Below are 20,864 nucleotides of genomic sequence, written 5' to 3'. Positions count from 1 at the left end.
GGTCATTTCTTTTTATTTTGCTATATTAATTTTCCTTCTCCAAATAATATATCCCAATCTGTATATTTTGCTTATGGTTTCCAAAATGTTCCCCAAATAAAGTCATCCCACCAACTCTTTCTGAATCTTCTTTAACCGCAATTTTCAAAGTGAGAAAGGGGGAGTTCTCTAATTGTAAATCATTAATCGTGACACTAGAAAACGGCTCCCCATCAATACCTGTATCCATTTTATTTACCCTGATTGTTTTTAAAAGGCCGTACTGACTAAATTTATCATTCCACCATTTTGGCGTATAGCGACCTCTCACATCAGAAAAATTTCCAGGCACAGTGTAGGTGCCAATCTCCACGTTATTTAAGTAAAACGTTATATCACTTGGCCATACATTATTGGAAATCGGAAACTCAGATGCAAGCTCTAGACTGATTTCTACCATTTCTGGAATTTCATTTGGTCCTAGTAAATTTGGGATTTTGTACTCTACATAACCTTGGGATAACCATAATAGCTGTGCATCCACTCTTTGGCTATCCATAAAATATTTAGGATCATCCGCTTTCCCGATGATTTCTTTTTCTGTTGCAATTCCGCAAGTAGGCATAGCGGAAAAATCAGTATAATGACCAATTTTTAAATCTGTCTGGTGGAGTTGATATTCTTTAAATATTTTTCTTGGAAAATGAATTTCAATATTGTCTATCGCTAAATAGACTATTTTCTGCAGTCCTGATTTTCCCGGGGTTCTTTCCGATTTAACGATTCCTGCTTCTTCTAGCTTTTGAATATGACGGGTAACGATAGCGGCGCTTATGCCTAATTGTTTTGCTAAATCAGATATATTCATATTGTTTTTAGCAAGGATTTCAATAATCTCAATTCTTGTTTCGCTAGCAAGTGCTTGGTAAATATGAAAATAATCCTTTGAAATTTGTATTTGCATGGGGACCTCCTTTAACTATTTAGTTAAACAATAGCTTGTTTATTTATTTTATCATTCGTAGTGTTTAACTGCAATAGAAAAAACTTTAAATATTGATAAAATAGCATTGACAACGCTTTCTTAAGTTGTTAAATTAGTAATGTAAAAAGGTTTAAAAGATAAACTTTAACTTTTTAGTTAAAGAATTTAGTTGAGTAATGAGTTAAATAAAAAGGAGGAATTATTGTGGGGGCAAAGAGTAAGCTTTGGAAGTATCTTGGGGTAATTGGGCTTTCAATTGGTATTTTAGCAGGCTGTGGAGATTCGGAAGCTAGTAGCAGTTCCAAAAACGAAATTACGTTTTGGAATCCATACACAGGGCCTGACGGGAAAAACATGCAGGCAATGGTAAATGAATATAATAAGACGAATCCTGAATACAAAATTAAAAACGTTTCATTAAAAGAAACGGACATGTATACAAAGATTCCGACAATTGTAAACTCCAAAAAGAATATTCCAGATTTAACAATCGTCCATGCAGAACGAATTAAACAGTTTAAAGATAATGGCATGTTAACTTCTTATAATGATTTGCTCGCCGATTTTCCAGAAATTAAGGCAGACAATTATGTTGCGGAGGCTTGGAAGATTGGAGAACTAGATTCAGAGCGTTATAGTATTCCATTAGATATTCATACTTTCGGACTTTATTACAATAAAGATTTAGTGGATAAGTATTTACCGACAGCATTGGATGATAATATTGTAACATTTGATGAGATTAAACAAGTTGGTGAGCAAGCGCAAAAGGATAAAATCAGAGCACTAGGGGTAACATGGCTGAAGCCTAATTTCTTGTCACTATATGCACAAAATAGCGGTGAGCTAACAGAAGACGGCATTCAACCAACTTTAGTTAACCAAGCAGCGAAAGATACTTTTAATTTGTGGAGAGATTATGTGAAGGCTGGCTATACGACAAAGGATGGAGAAGATCCTACGCAAATGTTCTTAACTGGAAAAGTTGTTTTTCTACCAGAAGGAATTTGGATGCAAAACCAAATTAAAGAGTCAAAGATAAATTGGGGATTAACAAATGCTCCACAATTATCAGATGACTTATCTAAAGCAGTGAACTGGTCTTCCTCTCACCAATTTGTCATGTTTAAAGATGATTCTCGTAGCGAAGAAAAAGCAAAAGGTGTCGTTGAGTTTCTAGATTGGGTTCGTGATAATTCAATGGAATGGGCAAAATCCGGTCAAAACCCAGCAACGCTTTCTCTATTAGAAAATGAAGAATATAAAGCAATGCCACAATCATTCTTTTTAGCAACACCAGAACAACAAGCAACATTAAAAATATTTGACTACAAATACAATGGTTATGTTTCTGAATTGCTTGATTCGAAAGCGGGCGATGTTGTATTCTCCAAAACAGAAACGGACAAAGCATTAGAGGATATGGAAAAAGAAATATCTGCAAAGGTAGAAAAAGATAATTCGAATAATTGATTTTCGAATAAAAATGAAAGTGTTTACTTTTTGAGTTGGGATTTTAGGGGTTTTTAGATAATTGAAAACATGCAGGAAAAGGAAGAATAGCCAATCTTAAGCAGACTGAATACACGAAAGGTGCTACCGGGTTAAACGAGCGAGATACGTGGAAACATGACTAGTTATGCTCGCGGTGACTAAAACCTTGCCCGCAAAAAGCGAAGTGTATTCAGCTGCAGCTAATATCAACAAAACGGCCCAATCTATCTAGAATAGTAAACAGCCTACATACAGAAATCAAAGTTGCTAGTAAGAAAATAAGTGCATTTAGACTATAAGTTTTAATTGTATAGAATCTACGAATCTTACTTTAATAAAAGCAAGAGGAAAGGAAGTAGGGTGTATGGAAACTGTTCCCACTACGAAATATGTGAATCAAATGAAAATGAAAAAAACTAGGAATACCTCCTTTGCGCCATGGATATTTTTAGCACCTCATTTGATTATTTTTGGAGTGTTTTTTCTGATTCCAATCTTTTTTGGAATTTATATCTCTTTTACAGAATGGGATTTGATTAGTTCCCCAACCTTTGTTGGATTGGATAATTATAAAGAACTATTACTTCAATCTGATTCCGTCTTTTATGAACAACTTCATAGTGGTTTGAAAAACACCTTTTTATTTGTTCTATTTACCGTCCCATTTTGTATTCTTGTACCTCTCTTTCTTGCAGCGGCATTGAATACAAAACCGACTCTGTGGAAAGTTTTTCAGTCTTTATTCTATCTACCATCATTATTCGCAATTTCTGCTGTCATTATCATTTGGGGACTTATGTTTAACGTAACGTATGGTCCAATTAATAATATATTTAATCTTGAAACAGTTTGGACTGGTACACAGCCGTTTGCATGGATTGCACTAGTAGTAGTAACGGTTTGGTGGACGATTGGTGGGAATATGATCATTTACCAAGCGGCACTGAATGGCATTCCGAAAGATTACTATGAAGCAGCAGACATTGATGGCGCTTCTTCTTTCCAGAAATTTATTAAAATCACCCTTCCAAGTATGAAAGGGCAAATTCTTTATACGGTTGTTATCACAACCATTGCCCAATTTAATGTCTATGGTCAGCCATTAATGTTAACTGGTGGTGGCCCAACAGACTCAACGAGAGTGTTATTAATGGATATTCAGCAAAATGCCTTTGGTTCAGGTCAATCGATTGCTGGAATCTCGTCTGCAATGGCTGTTATTCTTGGACTTTGCATAATGGTTGTTGCATCATTGCAATTCTTTTTCTTAAGAGAGAGAAAGAATTAATTAGAGGAGGAAGAGTATGAGTAGTAAAAGAACCAATCCACTACCGAAAATAATTGCTTTTGCCTTTTTGCTTGTCATGGCTGTGATTTGGATTATTCCTTTATTATGGGGAGTTGTAACCTCCTTTAAATCAGAAATAGAACTACAAACAGTGGGCTTTAAATTTTTACCGATTGAATGGGTACTTACAAATTACACAACATTATTAGTTGATAATACAAGTACACCATTGGTACGTTGGTTTACAAATTCAGTTGTTATTTCTGTATCACATACCATCTTAGTTTTAATTGTTGTTACATTATCTGCGTTCGCATTTAGCAGATTGGATTTTAGGGGTAAAAACGGTTTGTTTGCTTTTTTAATGGCAACGATGATGTTTCCAGGAGTAGTAAATCTTATTCCTCTTTATAAAATTATCGATGTCCTTGGATGGGTGAATTCACCGATTGCGATGATTGTTCCTGGAGCTGCTGGAGTATTTAATATCTTCCTAGTTAGACAGTTTATGAATAATATTCCCCTCGAATTTGATGAGGCTGCCCGTATGGATGGTGCAAATGATTTTCAAATTTTAGGAAAAGTAATATTGCCATTGGTAAAACCAGTACTTTTGGTTGTTGCCTTATTCTCCTTTACGGGATCATGGAACGACTTCTTATGGCCGTCCATTGTATTTAATGATATAGAAAAGATGCCAATTACACCAGGTCTACAATTATTGCAAGGAATGTATCAAGCACAACCGACTTTATTAATGGCAGGTGCATTGTTTGCGATTATTCCAACCTTTATTTTATATCTATTCGCACAAAAGTATTTCTTGGAATCTATGTCGTTATCTGCAGGGGTGAAAGGATAATGAATAGAAAGTTAGAAAGAAATTTAGTGAGAATTGTGGGTGTTTGGCAAATTGTTGATGGTCTCTTTACGATCTTGCTATATGGGACATTAAAAAAGGTAGAAGGTGCAAAGCTTGTAGAGGATTCTAAGTTCGCTTATATGAAAGCAATGGAATCGTATGTAGGAAGTATCTATATATTTATAGGGATGTTTGGTGCCTTGTTAATCGGTCTCGGGTTAATTAATTTAGTTTGTGCAAAAAAATATATGATAGATGATCAAGTCCATGTAAAGGTCGCAGTTTGGCTATTCGTATGTGGGGCACTATCTTATACGATCATGGATATTATAAGTCTAGTTTTATGTATGTCGGCGGGTATCTTAGTTTTAGCAAAAAATAAATCTATACGAAAAATAAATAGGACAAGAAATGAACAAGTTGGAGGTATAAATTAATGAATGAATGGCATCCAAATCCTCAATTCCACAGAGCGGAATGGGTTTCACTAGACGGAGAATGGAAATTTGCTTTTGATGATAAAAAAGTAGGGGAGAAGGAGAAGTGGTATGCATCTTTTCCAAAGAGCACAACCATAAATGTGCCGTTCACCTATGAAACGAAAGCAAGTGGGATTAATCAGCAAGAACATCACGAAACGGTTTGGTATGAAAGAACGATTACAATCGATGATATACAAAAGCATCCGATTGTCCATTTTGAAGGAGTAGATTATGAGGCGTTTATCTATGTAAATGGTCATCTCGTAACAATTCATCAAGGAGGTTACCATGGTTTTTCTGTAGATATAGCTAACTATGTGACAACTGGCGAGAATAAACTGACTGTTAAAGTCAAAGATTCAAAGGATTGTGCACAACCGAGAGGAAAACAACGCTGGCATGATGAAAATTTTGGCTGCTGGTATGTTCAAACAACGGGAATATGGAAACCGGTTTGGTTGGAGTATGTAAATGAAGCTCACTTAAACCATGCTAAAATTACACCATTATTTGATGAGCAAAAAGTAGCGATAGAAGTAGAAACAAAAGACATCCCGCTTACAGCAGAAGGATATAAAGTAGTAGCAACAATCCAATTTAATGGCAAAGTAATCAATGAATTAACGGCAAATATAGTTGATAATGTAGCAATACTTAAAGGAAGTGTTTTAGAAAGACTGGATCCATGGACAATGAAGGTGTGGAGTCCAGAAAATCCTAATCTATATGATTTGACTCTTAAATTGTACCAGCAAGATGTATTACTGGATGAAGTTCAATCCTATTTTGGAATGCGTAAGATCTCTATTGAAGGAAATAGAATCCTTCTGAATAATAGAGAGCTATATCAACGCTTAATTTTAGACCAAGGCTATTGGGAAGAATCGGATTTAACTCCACCAAGTGTTTCCGCTTTAGAAGAAGATATCGATAAAGTATTAGAATTGGGTTATAACGGAGTACGGAAGCACCAAAAAGTAGAGGACAGCAGATTTTTATATTTAGCGGATAAAAAAGGTCTTCTTGTCTGGTTAGAGGTTGGTTCAACGTATGGGTTTAGTGACAAAGCTGTTCGGAATTTCACCAATGAATGGTTAGAAATTGTAAAGCAAAATTACAACCATCCAAGTGTAATCACATGGGTTCCATTTAATGAATCATGGGGTATTGGTAATATCCATCATGACAGACAGCAACAAGCTTTTACAGAAAGTATCTATCATTTAACAAAAGCATATGATGGCAATCGTCCTGTAATCACAAATGACGGCTGGGAACATACTGTTTCCGATATTATCACATTGCATGACTATGAAGAATTTGGAGCGCTTCTTGCAAGTAGATATGAAGATAAAGAAAAATTAATGTCGAATTCCATCCAGTTTAATAAAGGTTTCTATGCCTTTGCAAAGAACTACCCATATAAAGGTCAGCCAATCCTTATTTCTGAATTTGGCGGAATTGCTTTTCAAACAGAGGAAGGCTGGGGATATGGGAATCAAGTGAAGGATGAAGAAGCGTTTTTTAAACGTTTTGAAGATATCCATCATGCAGTTCAGGATTTAGAATATGTATGTGGATATTGTTATACACAACTAACAGATGTCCAACAAGAAGTAAATGGCTTGCTTACAATCGATAGAAAACCAAAAGTTTCTGTTGAGAGAGTAAGACAAGTAAATACTCGAAGATTATAATCATAGGAGTGTATAAGATGACGAGACAAGAGTACCCGCGCCCTCAGTTTGTGCGTGATGAGTGGATTAACTTAAATGGAACATGGCAATTTCAGTTTGATGATGACAATATTGGAGAAAAAAAGCAGTATTTTAATAAAGAAACATTTGAAAAAGAAATACAAGTTCCGTTTGTCTACCAATCTTTATTAAGTGGGATTGGAGAAAGAGCTGTCCATGAATATGTTTGGTATAAAAAAGAAGTAGTTATTTCTAATGATTCTGCTAAGAAAACAATCTTGCATTTTGGGGCGGTAGACTATTATAGCAAGGTCTATGTGAACGGACAATTCGTGGGAGAGCATGAAGGCGGGCATACTTCGTTTTCATTTGATATTTCCAATTATTTAGCAGAAGAAAATCAAATTATTACTGTTAAGGTCTATGATCCTTTAAAAGATGAAACGATTCCGCGGGGCAAACAATTCTGGGAAGAGGAGCCCCGGGCAATTTGGTATACGAATTCGACAGGAATTTGGCAAACGGTTTGGGTAGAACAAGTAAATAATGAACATATTGAAAAAGTTCGATTTACATCTGATCTTGATAGCGGCGTCGTATGGATGGATTTTGCTTTAAATGAAGAAACAGATATTTCGAAAGCTACTTATTATATAAACTACAAAATGATGTTTAAGAATACTTTGATTGCAGAAGATCGCATTAAAATGAACAATATTACCGAAAAACGGGCAGTAGACATTATCCAAAATAAAATTTTTCGTACCAATTTTCATGATGATGGCTACACATGGTCACCAGAGCATCCAAATTTATTTGATGTTTCTCTTGAACTTTGTGATGAAAGTGGAACAGTTTTAGATCGGGTGGAATCCTATTTTGGCTATCGTAAAGTTCATACTGAAAAGGGCATGGTCTATTTAAATAATAAACCCTATTATCAAAAACTGGTTCTTGATCAAGGGTATTGGCCAGAGGGACTTTTAACAGCTCCAAAAGCAGAAGACTTTAAAAAAGATATCGAGTTCGCTAAAGAAATGGGGTTTAATGGCTGTAGAAAGCATCAAAAAACAGAAGATCCTCTTTTCTTGCATTATGCAGATACATTAGGTTTTCTAGTATGGGGAGAATGCGCATCAGCACCTATTTATACAAAAACAGCTGCAACAAGATTAATGAAGGAATGGATGGAAATTGTGGAGAGAGATTATAATCATCCGTCTATTATCACATGGGTGCCACTTAATGAAAGCTGGGGTATTCCAGATATTCATTCTGATAAAACACAGCAGCACTTTTCAACAACTATGTATCATATGCTCCATGCCATTGATGGCACACGCCTTGTAATCTCCAATGATGGCTGGGAAGCAACCGATACAGACATTTGTGCGATTCATAATTACGCCCATGGTAATGCAGAGGAGAAGGAGAAATATCAATATTTCAAGGAGTCTATTTCAACGGTTGAAAATTTACTTACCCATGCTCATAGTAAATGGGATGTGTATGCAGCAAATCACGCTCATAAAGGAGAACCAATCTTGTTAACAGAATTCGGAGGAATTGCTTTTAAAATGGGTGATCAAAGCGGCTGGGGCTATACTTCCGTAGAGAACGCAGAGGATTATATAACAGAATACCGCAAGATTATGGAAGCAATTTTCCAATCAAAAGGACTATGGGGCTATTGCTATACACAACTTACAGATGTCGAACAAGAAATTAACGGTATTCTAACATATGAGCGCGTTCCAAAATGCGATTTAGCGAAAATTAAAGAGCTTAATAATCTGTTTTTCCCAGAAAGATTGGCGATAAAGGGGTAAATGTTTTACTAGCAATTATAATGGACGTAGCGGGGAACCGCTCCTTTCTTTTTGCATGGTAATATGTTAAAATGTTCAAGGCTCATGACAGCGAAAATGATGGATGGTTAAAGTTATCCTGAGTTTTTCTGACATGGGTTTTTATTTTGTTAGCCCAAAATAGGAAGGAACTTATTAATTTCCAAAAGGAATACATAGCTATTTAGTAGCAGGGTTTGATAAAATACAAAAAGGAATGAATTTTTGCATAGGCTGTTTGTAAGAACTTTATTTAGATAAAAGGAACAATAAATTTGATAATAGTCTGAGGTTAAAAATTATTTAAACTGAAATTGCGCTCAATGTTTGGAGGAAATAATGTGGCAGTAAAACAAATTGTAATGTTCCCAGATCCGGTGTTAGAAACACCATGTGAGGAAGTTACAGTATTTGATAAGAAATTAGCAAAGCTACTAAACGATATGTATGATACAATGATTGAATTTGATGGTGTCGGCCTTGCTGCACCGCAAATCGGGATATCAAAACGCATTGCCGTAGTAGATATTGATGATGAAATGGGTACACTGGAATTAATTAATCCTATTTTATTAGAAGTAGACGGCTCTCAAGTCGGACCAGAAGGCTGCTTAAGCTTTCCCGGATTATTCGGGGATGTTGATCGTCCGTTTTCAATTAAAGTAGAGGCTCAAAATAGAAAAGGAAAAAAATATATAATAGAAGCAGAAGAATATTTAGCACGGGCGATTTTGCATGAAATGGATCACTTAGATGGAGTATTATTTACTTCTAAAGTAATTCGCTATCTAGAGGAAGATGAGCTAGAAGGAGTGGAAGCAAATGACTAAAGTAGTATTTATGGGAACTCCAGACTTCTCTGTTCCTGTATTACAAAGATTATTAGAAGAAAAGTATGATGTGATTGCTGTTGTTACCCAGCCTGATCGTCCTGTTGGCAGAAAAAAAGTGCTAACACCGCCACCAGTAAAGATAGAAGCGCTAAAGCATAATATCCCTGTATATCAACCAGAAAAAATTCGTCAATCAGAAGAGTTAAAGACAATTATTTCCCTAAATCCAGATATAATCGTGACTGCTGCGTTTGGACAAATTTTGCCAAAAGAGCTATTAGATGCACCAAAATACGGTTGTGTAAATGTTCATGCATCCTTGCTTCCTGAATTAAGAGGAGGAGCACCAATTCACTATAGTATTTTACAAGGAAAAGAAAAAACCGGTATTACCATTATGTATATGGCAGAGAAGTTAGATGCTGGTGACATTATCTCCGTTGCAGAAGTGAAAATTGAAGAAGAAGATACAGTAGGGACACTTCATGATAAATTAAGTGTTGTTGGAAGTGATTTATTAGCTGAAACTTTGCCTAAACTGTTAGCAGGAGAAATTACTCCTATTCCTCAAAAGGACGAGGAGGCAACGTTTGCACCGAATTTGAAACGTTCAGATGAGAAAATCGATTGGTCGACTTCTGGAGAAGAAGTTTATAATAAAATTCGTGGATTAAATCCATGGCCAGTAGCCTTTACCCTATATCAAGGGAAAGTGATGAAAGTATGGGCAGGAAAGAAAGTAGCGAAAACGGAAGAAGCGGCTCCTGGAACAATTGTAGAAATCACAGATCAAGGTCCAGTTATAGCAACGGGCAATGACACCTATATTCAATTAACAGAAGTGCAACCAGCAGGGAAGAAGAAAATGGATATTGGTCAATTTTTACGCGGCGCTGGCAGCAAGATGCAAGTAAATGAAGTATTAGGAGTAACAAATGAAGAAAACTAGAAAAAATGTTCGGGAAGCAGCGTTGGATATTTTGGAGAGTATTCAAAAAAATCAAGCGTACAGTAATCTATTATTAAATACAACGATTAAAAAAAATGAGATTCCCTCAAAGGATATTGGTTTGCTAACGGAAATCGTATATGGGACACTTCAACGAAAAATGACGCTTGAATTTTATCTTCATCCTTTTATTAATAAAGGAAAGAAAATGGAAGCTTGGGTGCATATTCTTTTACAGATGACACTGTATCAAATAATATATTTGGATCGCATTCCAGATCATGCTGCAATCAATGAAGCGGTAGAAATTGCGAAAAAAAGGGGTCATAAAGGAATTAGCGGCCTAGTAAATGCTGTTTTACGGAATATCCTTAGACAGGGCTTGCCAGCTTTTAGCGGAATTCAAGATGAAATAGAGCGACTTGCTATTGAAACAAGTCATCCCCGCTGGCTTGTAAAAAGATGGGTGGAGCAGCTAGGGCTAGAAGAAGCGAAGAAGATGTGTGAAATTAATTTAACAGCACCAATGCAAACAGCTAGGGTAAATACTACAAAAATCTCTGTCTCAGAATGCATATCCCTTTTAACAGAAGAAGGATTCCAAGTTGAAGCTAGTGGGGTAATTCCAGAAGGGATTAAGGTATTAAAAGGAAATGTAGCCCATTCAACTGCTTTTGAAAAAGGAATGTTAACAATTCAAGATGAAAGCTCTATGATTGTTGCTTATGCACTAGATGTAGACAAGCCGTATTCTGTATTGGATGCTTGCGCCGCTCCTGGTGGTAAATCGACACATATTGCGGAGAAGATGAATAAGGAAGGAAAAGTTCTTTCCATTGATCTTCATGAGCATAAAGTAAAGCTTATTAAGCAAAATGCAGAACGTTTGGATTTATCAACGATTGAAACAAAGGCAATGGATTCAAGAAAGCTAGATAGCAGCCTTGAGAAAGAAAGCTTTGACCGTATTCTTCTTGATGCACCATGTTCAGGTTTTGGCGTAATGAGAAGAAAACCGGATATGAAGTATACAAAAACAGAAGCAGATGTTGATCGTTTGCAAAAAATTCAATTGGATTTATTAGCTTCTGTCTCTTCCCTCTTAAAAAAAGGTGGATTATTAGTATATAGTACATGTACGATTGATAAAGCAGAGAATGAAGAAGTGGTAGAAAAATTTTTGGCGGACAATTCCCATTTTGAAAGAGATTTAACTTTAGGGGAACGATTACCGGCCGACATTAAACAATATACAGATGGAAACGAATTACAGATTTTACCGCAGTATTTTGGCTCCGATGGCTTTTATATTGCAGCATTAAGAAAGAAGGTGCAATGATGGAACAAGTAAAAACATCATCAAGAAGAAGACAAAAGGCAGAACCAACTATTCCCTCGATTTACTCAATGGAATTACAAGCATTAAAGGATTGGCTAACAGAACATAATGAAAAGGCATTTCGTGCTGACCAAATTTTTGAATGGCTATATAAAAAGAGAGTAACCTCTTTTGAAGATATGTCTAACTTATCAAAAAATCTACGGCTAATGCTGCAAGAAAATTTTACGATTACAACATTAAACACGCTTATTCAGCAAACATCTAATGATGGAACAATTAAGTTTTTATTTGAATTACATGATGGGTATTCCATCGAAACCGTTTTAATGCGCCATGAATATGGCAATTCTGTATGTGTAACAACACAAGTAGGCTGCAGAATCGGATGTACATTCTGTGCTTCTACATTAGGTGGATTAAAAAGAAATTTAGAAGCAGGAGAAATCGTTGCTCAAGTCGTAAAAGTACAACAGGCATTAGATGAATTAGGTGAGCGTGTAAGTTCAGTTGTTATTATGGGAATTGGCGAACCATTTGATAACTTTGCTAGTATGTTAAGTTTCCTAAAAATTATTAATCATGAACAAGCGTTAAATATTGGGGCAAGACATATCACTGTTTCAACTAGTGGTATTATCCCGAAAATTTATGAATTTGCAGCCCAAAATATGCAAATAAACTTTGCTGTTTCTCTACATGCTCCAAATACAGAGCTAAGAAGCAGACTAATGCCGATCAACCGCGCTTATAAACTACCTGATTTAATTGAAGCAATTCGTTATTATGTGGATAAAACAGGAAGACGAGTAAGCTTTGAGTATGGTCTGTTTGGCAATGTAAATGATCAAGTGGAGCATGCAGAAGAGCTAGCTGAGCTTGTAAAAGGAATAAAGTGCCATGTTAACTTAATTCCTGTAAACTATGTACCAGAAAGAGATTATGTAAGAACACCGAAAGATCAAATCTTTTTATTTGAAAAAACGTTAAAGAAACATGGTGTAAATGTAACAATTCGCCGTGAGCAAGGTTCAGATATCGATGCTGCATGTGGACAGCTTCGTGCGAAGGAGAGAAAAGAAGAGACGAGGTGATCACCTTTGAGTCAAATTTTTATGACTGATAAGGGGAAAGTTAGACAACATAATGAGGATAGTGGAGCAATTATTAGAAATAAAAGCGGTCAACGCCTTGCCATCGTAGCAGATGGCATGGGCGGACACCGTGCAGGTGATGTTGCAAGCTCTCTCACTGTTGAAAAATTGACAGAGCTTTGGGCAATGGTAGAAGAAATTCAAACTGCAGATGAAGCAGAAAACTGGTTGAAATCCAATATATTAAAGGTCAATCAATATGTTTTCGACTATGCTTCGACCCATCCAGAATGTGAAGGCATGGGAACAACCATTATTGGTGTCATCAGTACAGAGAATTTTTCGACGATTGCACATGTGGGGGACAGCAGATGCTATCTATATAATGAAGATGGCTTTAAGCAAATAACAGAAGATCATTCCTTAGTAAATGAATTAGTTCGTATGGGCCAAATTTCCAAAGAGGATGCTGAACATCATCCGCGAAAAAATGTCGTATTACGAGCACTAGGAACAGATGCCCAGTTAGATATTGATGTGATGACGATTATATTTGAAGAAGGGGACATTATTTTTATTTGTTCCGATGGATTATCAAATAAAGTAACAGATCAACAAATGAAAGAAGTCCTTGAAAAAGAGTATTCGCTTGAAGAAAAAGCTTCTACTTTAATTGAAACAGCTAATATAAATGGTGGGGAAGATAATATCACTGTCATTATATTAGAGCATCAGGATGATCATCAAGCAGGTGACAAGCAATGATGATTGGGAAAAGAATAAGTGGTCGCTATAAGGTATTAGATATGATTGGCGGAGGTGGAATGGCAAACGTCTATCTTGCGCATGATATGATTCTTGATCGAGATGTAGCAGTCAAAATGCTAAGACTTGATTATGTCAATGATGAAGAATTCATTAAACGATTTCACCGGGAAGCACAATCAGCAACAAGCTTAGCTCATCCAAATATCGTTAGTATTTATGATGTTGGGGAAGAAGGAGACATCTATTATATTGTAATGGAGTATGTGGAAGGCGATACATTAAAACAATATATACATAAAAATTCACCGCTTTCTGTAAAGACAGTTATCGCAATTATGCAACAAATTACATCGGCAATCGCACATGCCCATCAGAACCATATTATTCATCGGGATATTAAACCTCATAATATTTTAATAGATAAAGATGAGAATGTAAAAGTAACCGATTTTGGAATTGCCATGGCATTAAGTGCAACAAGTATTACCCAAACAAATTCTGTGCTAGGTTCTGTTCATTATTTATCACCAGAGCAGGCGCGTGGCGGGATGGCGAATAAAAAGTCTGATATCTATTCCCTTGGGATTGTGATGTTTGAATTATTAACAGGAAGACTTCCTTTTTCAGGAGAATCTGCGGTTTCGATTGCCTTAAAGCATTTGCAGTCTGAAACACCTAGTGTTAGAAGATGGAATGAAGGAATTCCACAAAGTGTAGAAAATATCGTGCTAAAAGCTACCGCGAAGGATCCTTTTTATCGATATAATAGTACAGAAGAAATGTCTGATGATTTGCGCACTGCACTTGATCTGGAAAGAATGGATGAACCTAAGTTTGCGATTCCAATTGATGATGAAGCAACAAAAGCAATCCCTGTCATTACCAATGATGGTTTGTATAAAAATTTTGATGAAACGATTGTTCATAAATATGATAAAGAAGAACCTGGGAAGCAGCAAGTAGAAGAAAAGCCGAAGAAGCTAGAAAAGAAAGGGAAAAAAGCCAAGAAAAAAGACAAGAAAAAAGGTAAGAAAATAGCTGCAATTATTGTTTCGACATTTATTGTATTAGTATTACTAATGGGTTTAGTGATATTTGTCTTGCCAGACTTGCTTGAACCAGAAGATATTGAAGTTCCAGATGTAACTAATCTAGAAGTAGATGAAGCAAAGACAGAGCTCGAACAAAAAGGGTTTGTCGTGTCTGACACCATCACCTTAAATAGTGAGGATATCGAAAAAGGACATGTCATTAAAACAAGTCCAAGTGCTGGTAGTGCCCGGAGAGAAGGGACAGAAATTACCGTTTACGAAAGCTTAGGAAAAGAGACAGTGGTCTTAAGTGATTATGTCGGTAGAAATTATGAAGATGTTGTTAAACTATTAGAAGGGTTTAAAGATGTCGATAGTGTAGAAGAATTTGATGAGAACGAACCATCAGGAACAATCTTAGCTCAAAGTATTGAACCAAATGAGGAAGTAGTTCCAGGGGAGACATCCATCGAGTTTACTATCAGTAAAGGTGCAGAGCTAATTAGCATAAAAGATTTAACAGATTATACGAAAAAAGAAGTAAATGATTACGTTGACGATGTTGGATTAAAGGTAACGTTTACTGAAGAATATAGTGATTCAGTAGAAAAAGGATTGGTCATTTCACAATCACCAGAGCCTAGAACGAACTTGAAAAAAGGGGCGGAAATTTCCGTTGTCTTGTCTAAAGGAAAGAAAGAAGTACAGCCGAAAGAAGTAATGAAAGAAATTTCGATCCCTTATGAACCAACTGAAATGACACCTGATGGAAAGCCAGTTGAACAAACAGTAAGAATTTATATAGGTGATTTTAATAATAGCATGACAGAACCTGCTGAAACGTTTACGATCACTGAAAATACGAAAAAAACAATCTATCTTCAGATTCCAGAAGGGCAAAAAGGGTACTATCGTGTGCAAATTGATAGTGTTGTTATCCTTGATGAAGAAGTTCCCTACCCAGACTAATGGATAAGTTGAGCTTGGTTTGAAATGTTGGTAAAAGGGAATGCTTCTTTTTAGACATATATAAAAATGGTTTAAGAGGCTAAAAGTAGTAAGGAGCGTTATATGTATGCCTAAAGGCAAAATCATTAAAGCATTAAGTGGATTTTATTATGTATTAAGTGAAGGGCAATTAATACAATGCCGAGGAAGAGGAGTTTTCCGAAAAAATAAGGTGACCCCTTTAGTAGGGGACGAAGTAGTTTTTCAGGCGGAGAACGAGACAGATGGTTATATATTAGAAGTGAAAGATAGAAAAAATGAACTGGTAAGACCGCCAATTGCAAATGTAGATCAGGCGATTCTTGTATTCTCAAGCGTAGAGCCTGAGTTTAGCACAGTATTATTAGATCGTTTTCTTGTGCTAATCGAATACAACAGAATTGATCCGCTAATCTGTGTAACGAAAATGGATTTAGCAAGCAGCGATGAAGTAGCAAAAATGAAGGAATTTGCAGCACAATACGAAGCTGTTGGATATCCTGTCATTTTAACCTCTTCTGAAACCGAAGCAGGGATAGAACAGCTATTGCCCTATTTAAAAGATAAAATATCCGTGTTTGCCGGACAATCAGGTGTAGGAAAGTCTTCCTTATTAAATGTAATTAGACCAGATTTAGACTTAAAGACAAATGAAATCTCTTCAAGTTTAGGTAGAGGAAAGCATACAACAAGACATGTAGAGCTTATTTCCATTGGTGATGGACTTATCGCAGATACACCAGGCTTTAGCTCACTTGAATTTCTTGAAATAGAAGCAGAAGACTTAAATTATTGTTTTCCTGAAATAGAAAAAGTAAGCGAAGACTGTAAATTTAGAGGCTGCCTCCATCTTTCAGAACCTAAATGCGCTGTCAAAGAAGCTGTGGAAAACAACGAAATTCCAGCATATCGTTATGAGCATTATAAAGATTTCCTTCAAGAAATTAAAGATAGAAAACCTAGATACTAGGGTAACTGGACTTTCTATGTCCATGATAAAGCAGATTCTTTCTATAGCTATTTGTAGGAATTGTTTGATTGGCAGTTTGGCCATACAAGCAAAGTAAACAAAGGGTTATATAAAAGAGTCTGCATTTTTGTATAGAAATAGATAGAAAGAAAAATAAAGGAGGAGAACAATGATTGTCCATATTATGGCCGGTGGTCCTAAGCAGTATATTCCTGATTTAGAAAAATTCCCGAAAGATGTTTGTTGGATTGGAGTCGATAGAGGCGTTATGTATTTGATGGAAAAATCTATCCCCATATATGCCGCTTTCGGTGATTTTGATTCTATTTCACAAGAAGAGTTACACAAGATGGAAGAAAAAACAGGGATTATTAAACGCTTCAAACCAGAAAAAGATGAAACAGATATGGAGCTTGCACTTCTATGGGCGATTAAAGAAGGAGCAACTGTTATTAGACTATTCGGTTCAACGGGTGGGAGACTTGATCATACAATAGCTAATCTCCAGCTATTACTTAGAGGTGCTATCGACAATCAAAATATAAAAGTGGAGATAATCGATAAACAAAATAGTGTAGCGGTTGTCCAAGCGGGCGCCTATACTATTGACAGAATGAGTGAGTATAAGTATATTTCATTTTTCCCTTATAGCACAAAGATTGTAGGTCTAACTTTAGAAGGTTTTAAATACCCTTTAGTAAGGAGAAACCTTCCTGCTAGCAGCACATTATGTATAAGTAATGAACTAATTCGAGAAACTGGTACTTTTTCCTTTGATGAAGGCATATTAATGGTAATAAGAAGTTGTGATTAAAATTTGACTAATCATGGTACCAATTTGTTTTATCTGAATAGGATATGTAAGTGCTAGGGATGTTTATTGATTAAGGAGGGACAGTATTCATGAGATTTTATACCATTAAATTGCCGAAATTTTTAGGGGGACTTGTCCGAGCAATGTTAGGAACCTTTAAGAAGGACTAACAAAAAATTCTGCGGATTTTTTTGTAAAGACAACCTTTCGTGAATAGGGCGGAGAATATCGAAAACTTACTGTACTTATATGGTTTAGCTTTTAGAGTTGGTTAGAGTTAGAAAGACAAAATAAAAAAGGACATGTGACATGTCCTTTTTTATTGCGATCTGATTAAACGCGTTCTACTTTACCAGATCTTAATGCTCTAGCAGATACCCAAACACGTTTAGGCTTACCGTCTACTAAAATACGAACCTTTTGAAGGTTAGCTCCCCAAGTACGTTTGTTAGCGTTCATAGCATGGGAACGAGCATTACCTGTAGTTGTTTTTCTTCCAGTGATAACACATTTACGTGGCATGTATATTTCCCTCCTTATTACAGAAACTCATTAAAATGAGTTTGAAAAGTCATAGATAGCAATTTACTTATAGTCTGCTAAATAATCCTCGTTACAGATACCTTAATAATTTATCATACAACTTAAATGAATGCAATAGTTGGATTAAAAGCTTTCAAGAAAATTTCCTTGACATCAAAACTAAGTTGTTTATTCCAAGTCTTTATGGGAATAGTAAAATTAGTAACTTTTTTCTGAATTTATGCCAATGCTTTAATAGAAGTATTGTTTTGTTATATAATATTAATAAGCTTTTTAACTATAGCTTTCAAAAAAGTAGTGGTTATAGTAAAATGTCAGTAGTCAAGGAGCAATTCCAAAGGGGGAAAACTCATGTCCATTGAACTAAAAACGAATTTCGGACAGATTGATATATCTACAGAAGTGATCGCTACAATCGCAGGTGGGGCAGCAATAGACTGCTATGGTATTGTTGGAATGGCGTCAAAGAGTCAAATTAAAGACGGTCTAACAGATATTTTGCGAAAAGAAAACTTTACACGTGGTGTAATCGTTCGAAAAGTGGAAGAAGAAGTACATATTGATATGTATATCATTGTAAGTTACGGAACGAAAATCTCCGAGGTTGCGCACAATGTTCAATCAAAAGTAAAATACACACTCAATAAGACAGTTGGACTTGCCGTTGACTCGGTTAATATTTACGTTCAGGGAGTTCGTGTGACGAACCCGTAGTAGAGGAGGAAACACAGTGTCAATTACAGTTTTAGAAGGAAAGCGTTTTGCCGAAATGGTAATCCAAGGTGCAAACCATTTATCCTCTAATGCTAAATATGTAGATGCGTTAAATGTTTTTCCAGTGCCAGATGGAGATACAGGGACGAATATGAATTTATCGATGACTTCTGGTGCGAAGGAAGTTCAAAAGAATATTCAATCACATATCGGTAAAGTTGGAACCTCATTATCAAGAGGTTTATTAATGGGAGCTAGAGGAAATTCAGGGGTTATTCTTTCTCAATTATTTCGTGGATTTTCCAAACATATTGAGCAAAAGGAATCGATAACTGGTCAAGAATTTGCAGATGCTTTACAATTTGGTGTGGAAACAGCATATAAGGCAGTAATGAAGCCTGTAGAAGGAACCATTCTAACAGTTGCGAAAGATGCTGCGAAGAAAGCGGTTCAATCTGCAGAAACGAATGATGATATTATTGCTATCGTCGAAGATACAGTGAAAGAAGCAAAAGCATCTTTAAATAGAACACCTGACCTATTACCTGTTTTAAAAGAAGTAGGTGTAGTAGACAGTGGTGGGCAAGGATTAGTATTTGTCTATGAAGGCTTCTTAGCTGAGTTAAAAGGTGAAAAACTTCCTGATGCTGTACAAAATGTTGTTTCAATGAACGAATTGGTAAATGCAGAGCATCATAAAAATGTTCACAGCTATATCAATACAGAGGATATTGAATTTGGCTATTGTACGGAATTTATGGTTCGTTTAGAACAGGAAAAACTAGGAAACAAACCTTTTTCAGAAGAAGATTTTAGACAAGCATTAAGCAAATATGGAGATTCTTTATTAGTTATCGCAGATGATGAGATTGTTAAAATTCACATACATTCTAATCAGCCTGGTGAAGTATTAACATTTGGTCAAAAATACGGTAACTTAGTAAAAATGAAAATTGAAAACATGCGCGAACAGCATAGTAGTTTAGTGGATGGGTCTGAAGGAGTAGAAGAACCAACAGCACCTTCTGCAGAAGAACAAAAAGAGTATGGAATTGTAACAGTTTCAATGGGAAGCGGAATCGCAGATCTTTTCAGAAGCATTGGCGCTCACTATGTAATTGAGGGCGGCCAAACGATGAATCCAAGTACGGAAGATATTGTCAATGCTGTAAACCATATAAATGCGAAAAAGGTCTTTATTTTACCAAATAATAAAAATATTATTATGGCAGCAGAACAAGCAGCGGAAGTATTGGAACAAGATGTTGTGGTCATTTCTTCTAAAACCGTCCCTCAAGGAATGTCAGCATTGCTTGCTTTCAATCCTTCTAGCGATTTAGAAACAAATGAGAAGAATATGAAAGCGGCGCTTGAGCATGTGAAGACAGGTCAAATTACGTATGCGGTAAGAGATACAAGCATTGACGGTCTGGAAATCGAAACAGGCGACTTTATGGGATTAGCAGAAGGAAAAATCGTTGTGAAAAGCAAGGATAAAACAGAATCTGCAATGGAACTCTTAAAGTCCATGATTGATGACGAATCAGAAATTGTAACGGTAATTAAGGGAGAAGAAGCGACGCAAGAAGAGGTTGAAACGCTTGTATCCTTTATCGAAGAAAATTATGAAGATGTGGAAGTAGAAGTTCATGACGGAAAACAGCCACTATATTCCTTCATCTTTTCAATCGAATAATCATTAGCTAAAAAAGGGTGTGCCTTAGGAGAGGTATGCCCTTTTTTGTTTATTTTTGGAGGTAGAATGGTCGGGATGGATTGGTAATTTTGTTTGAAGAAGAGCGCTTGAGAAGGTATCTGTTACTTTGAAGGGGAGTAGTTGAACGAAAAGGTAACAGAGAATCGGTCTCAGAGCTCAAGCAGTGCAGAAAAAGCACCTTAAGATAACAGAGAGGCGGTCTCTAAGCCCGAGCAAGGAAGAAAAAGCCTCTTAAAGTAACAGAGAAATTCCTCCCTATAATCCCCAAAGCAAACAAATCCCAGCTATATTAACTTTTCATATCAATCAATATATATAAAGCCTTTACCGTCCCATTCATCAAAATAAAGAGAACGATAAGTATGAGTAAAATGTTTGTGGGTAGAAAATAATTTACCCTCTGGTTTGGTTGGTGGTCGTTAGACCGCCAACCAAACGCAAGCGCGGTAGTATGAGCAAAAATAAAGAAAA

20 protein-coding genes are annotated in these 20,864 nt (G+C 36.1%); 17 read left to right on the top strand and 3 right to left on the bottom strand.

The features are described from left to right. Window positions 1-25 precede the first annotated feature (25 nt). Window positions 26-943 (bottom strand): ArsR/SmtB family transcription factor, encoded by a 918-nt coding sequence (locus ACTQ5K_RS21790; protein ID WP_235251009.1) that lies wholly within the window; start codon window positions 941-943, stop codon window positions 26-28. A 225-nt stretch (window positions 944-1,168) separates the two neighbouring features. Between ACTQ5K_RS21790 and ACTQ5K_RS21785 the strand changes: the two genes are divergently transcribed. From ACTQ5K_RS21785 to spoVM, 15 genes are all read left to right on the top strand, one after another. Next, window positions 1,169-2,437, top strand: a complete 1,269-nt coding sequence (locus ACTQ5K_RS21785) for an extracellular solute-binding protein (protein ID WP_251627335.1) — start codon at window positions 1,169-1,171, stop codon at window positions 2,435-2,437. A 385-nt stretch (window positions 2,438-2,822) separates the two neighbouring features. Next, window positions 2,823-3,746, top strand: a complete 924-nt coding sequence (locus ACTQ5K_RS21780; RefSeq protein WP_311295591.1) for a carbohydrate ABC transporter permease — start codon at window positions 2,823-2,825, stop codon at window positions 3,744-3,746. 16 nt (window positions 3,747-3,762) lie between these two features. Then, window positions 3,763-4,608, top strand: a complete 846-nt coding sequence (locus ACTQ5K_RS21775) for a carbohydrate ABC transporter permease (protein WP_235247712.1) — start codon at window positions 3,763-3,765, stop codon at window positions 4,606-4,608. Then, the gene (locus ACTQ5K_RS21770) at window positions 4,608-5,045 is read left to right on the top strand and encodes a hypothetical protein (RefSeq protein WP_031534377.1); all 438 of its coding nucleotides are present in this window, start codon (window positions 4,608-4,610) and stop codon (window positions 5,043-5,045) included. The genes ACTQ5K_RS21775 and ACTQ5K_RS21770 overlap by 1 nt, the downstream gene beginning before the upstream one ends. Next, window positions 5,045-6,787, top strand: a complete 1,743-nt coding sequence (locus tag ACTQ5K_RS21765) for a glycoside hydrolase family 2 protein (protein ID WP_251627333.1) — start codon at window positions 5,045-5,047, stop codon at window positions 6,785-6,787. The genes ACTQ5K_RS21770 and ACTQ5K_RS21765 overlap by 1 nt, the downstream gene beginning before the upstream one ends. A 17-nt stretch (window positions 6,788-6,804) precedes the next feature. Continuing rightward, window positions 6,805-8,616: a glycoside hydrolase family 2 protein gene (locus tag ACTQ5K_RS21760; protein ID WP_251627331.1), complete on the top strand. Its 1,812-nt coding sequence runs from the start codon at window positions 6,805-6,807 to the stop codon at window positions 8,614-8,616. A 359-nt stretch (window positions 8,617-8,975) separates the two neighbouring features. Continuing rightward, window positions 8,976-9,464 (top strand): peptide deformylase, encoded by a 489-nt coding sequence (def, locus tag ACTQ5K_RS21755; protein ID WP_031534382.1) that lies wholly within the window; start codon window positions 8,976-8,978, stop codon window positions 9,462-9,464. Beyond that, on the top strand, window positions 9,457-10,416 hold the full coding sequence (fmt, locus tag ACTQ5K_RS21750; RefSeq protein WP_251627329.1) for a methionyl-tRNA formyltransferase: 960 nt from the start codon (window positions 9,457-9,459) through the stop codon (window positions 10,414-10,416). Before def ends, fmt begins: the two co-directional genes overlap by 8 nt. Then, window positions 10,403-11,755 carry a 16S rRNA (cytosine(967)-C(5))-methyltransferase RsmB gene (gene rsmB / locus ACTQ5K_RS21745; RefSeq protein WP_031534386.1) on the top strand — a complete coding sequence of 451 codons (1,353 nt, stop codon included), beginning with the start codon at window positions 10,403-10,405 and terminating at the stop codon, window positions 11,753-11,755. The genes fmt and rsmB overlap by 14 nt, the downstream gene beginning before the upstream one ends. Continuing rightward, window positions 11,752-12,849, top strand: a complete 1,098-nt coding sequence (gene rlmN / locus ACTQ5K_RS21740; RefSeq protein ID WP_251627327.1) for a 23S rRNA (adenine(2503)-C(2))-methyltransferase RlmN — start codon at window positions 11,752-11,754, stop codon at window positions 12,847-12,849. The genes rsmB and rlmN overlap by 4 nt, the downstream gene beginning before the upstream one ends. A 6-nt stretch (window positions 12,850-12,855) precedes the next feature. After that, window positions 12,856-13,614, top strand: coding sequence for a Stp1/IreP family PP2C-type Ser/Thr phosphatase (locus ACTQ5K_RS21735; protein ID WP_109766205.1), 759 nt, complete (start codon window positions 12,856-12,858; stop codon window positions 13,612-13,614). Continuing rightward, on the top strand, window positions 13,611-15,617 hold the full coding sequence (gene pknB, locus ACTQ5K_RS21730) for a Stk1 family PASTA domain-containing Ser/Thr kinase (RefSeq protein ID WP_251627325.1): 2,007 nt from the start codon (window positions 13,611-13,613) through the stop codon (window positions 15,615-15,617). The genes ACTQ5K_RS21735 and pknB overlap by 4 nt, the downstream gene beginning before the upstream one ends. A 106-nt stretch (window positions 15,618-15,723) precedes the next feature. Then, complete coding sequence (gene rsgA / locus ACTQ5K_RS21725) at window positions 15,724-16,605, top strand: ribosome small subunit-dependent GTPase A (RefSeq protein ID WP_251627324.1); 882 nt, start codon at window positions 15,724-15,726, stop codon at window positions 16,603-16,605. A 169-nt stretch (window positions 16,606-16,774) separates the two neighbouring features. Next, window positions 16,775-17,419: a thiamine diphosphokinase gene (locus tag ACTQ5K_RS21720; RefSeq protein ID WP_031534396.1), complete on the top strand. Its 645-nt coding sequence runs from the start codon at window positions 16,775-16,777 to the stop codon at window positions 17,417-17,419. Between the two features lie 89 nt (window positions 17,420-17,508). Continuing rightward, window positions 17,509-17,589 (top strand): stage V sporulation protein SpoVM, encoded by an 81-nt coding sequence (gene spoVM, locus ACTQ5K_RS21715; RefSeq protein ID WP_016201070.1) that lies wholly within the window; start codon window positions 17,509-17,511, stop codon window positions 17,587-17,589. A gap of 163 nt (window positions 17,590-17,752) precedes the next feature. Here spoVM and rpmB read toward each other — a convergent pair whose 3' ends face one another. Further along, complete coding sequence (gene rpmB / locus ACTQ5K_RS21710; RefSeq protein ID WP_016201071.1) at window positions 17,753-17,941, bottom strand: 50S ribosomal protein L28; 189 nt, start codon at window positions 17,939-17,941, stop codon at window positions 17,753-17,755. 372 nt (window positions 17,942-18,313) lie between these two features. On the opposite strand from rpmB, the gene ACTQ5K_RS21705 reads away from it, so the two are divergent. Beyond that, window positions 18,314-18,676, top strand: coding sequence for an Asp23/Gls24 family envelope stress response protein (locus ACTQ5K_RS21705; protein WP_031534397.1), 363 nt, complete (start codon window positions 18,314-18,316; stop codon window positions 18,674-18,676). Between the two features lie 16 nt (window positions 18,677-18,692). Beyond that, complete coding sequence (locus tag ACTQ5K_RS21700) at window positions 18,693-20,372, top strand: DAK2 domain-containing protein (RefSeq protein WP_031534398.1); 1,680 nt, start codon at window positions 18,693-18,695, stop codon at window positions 20,370-20,372. Window positions 20,373-20,682: 310 nt separating this feature from the next. Here the strand turns inward: ACTQ5K_RS21700 and ACTQ5K_RS21695 are convergent. Beyond that, the coding region (locus ACTQ5K_RS21695) for a hypothetical protein (protein WP_441994285.1) at window positions 20,683-20,864 on the bottom strand (182 nt) is incomplete at its 5' end.

Origin of the sequence: Niallia sp. Sow4_A1, from assembly GCF_052116745.1 — a bacterium.
GTDB lineage: Bacteria > Bacillota > Bacilli > Bacillales > Cytobacillaceae > Niallia > Niallia hominis.
Note: the sequence above shows the minus strand (reverse complement) of the source record. Positions and strands in the feature narration are given on the sequence as shown.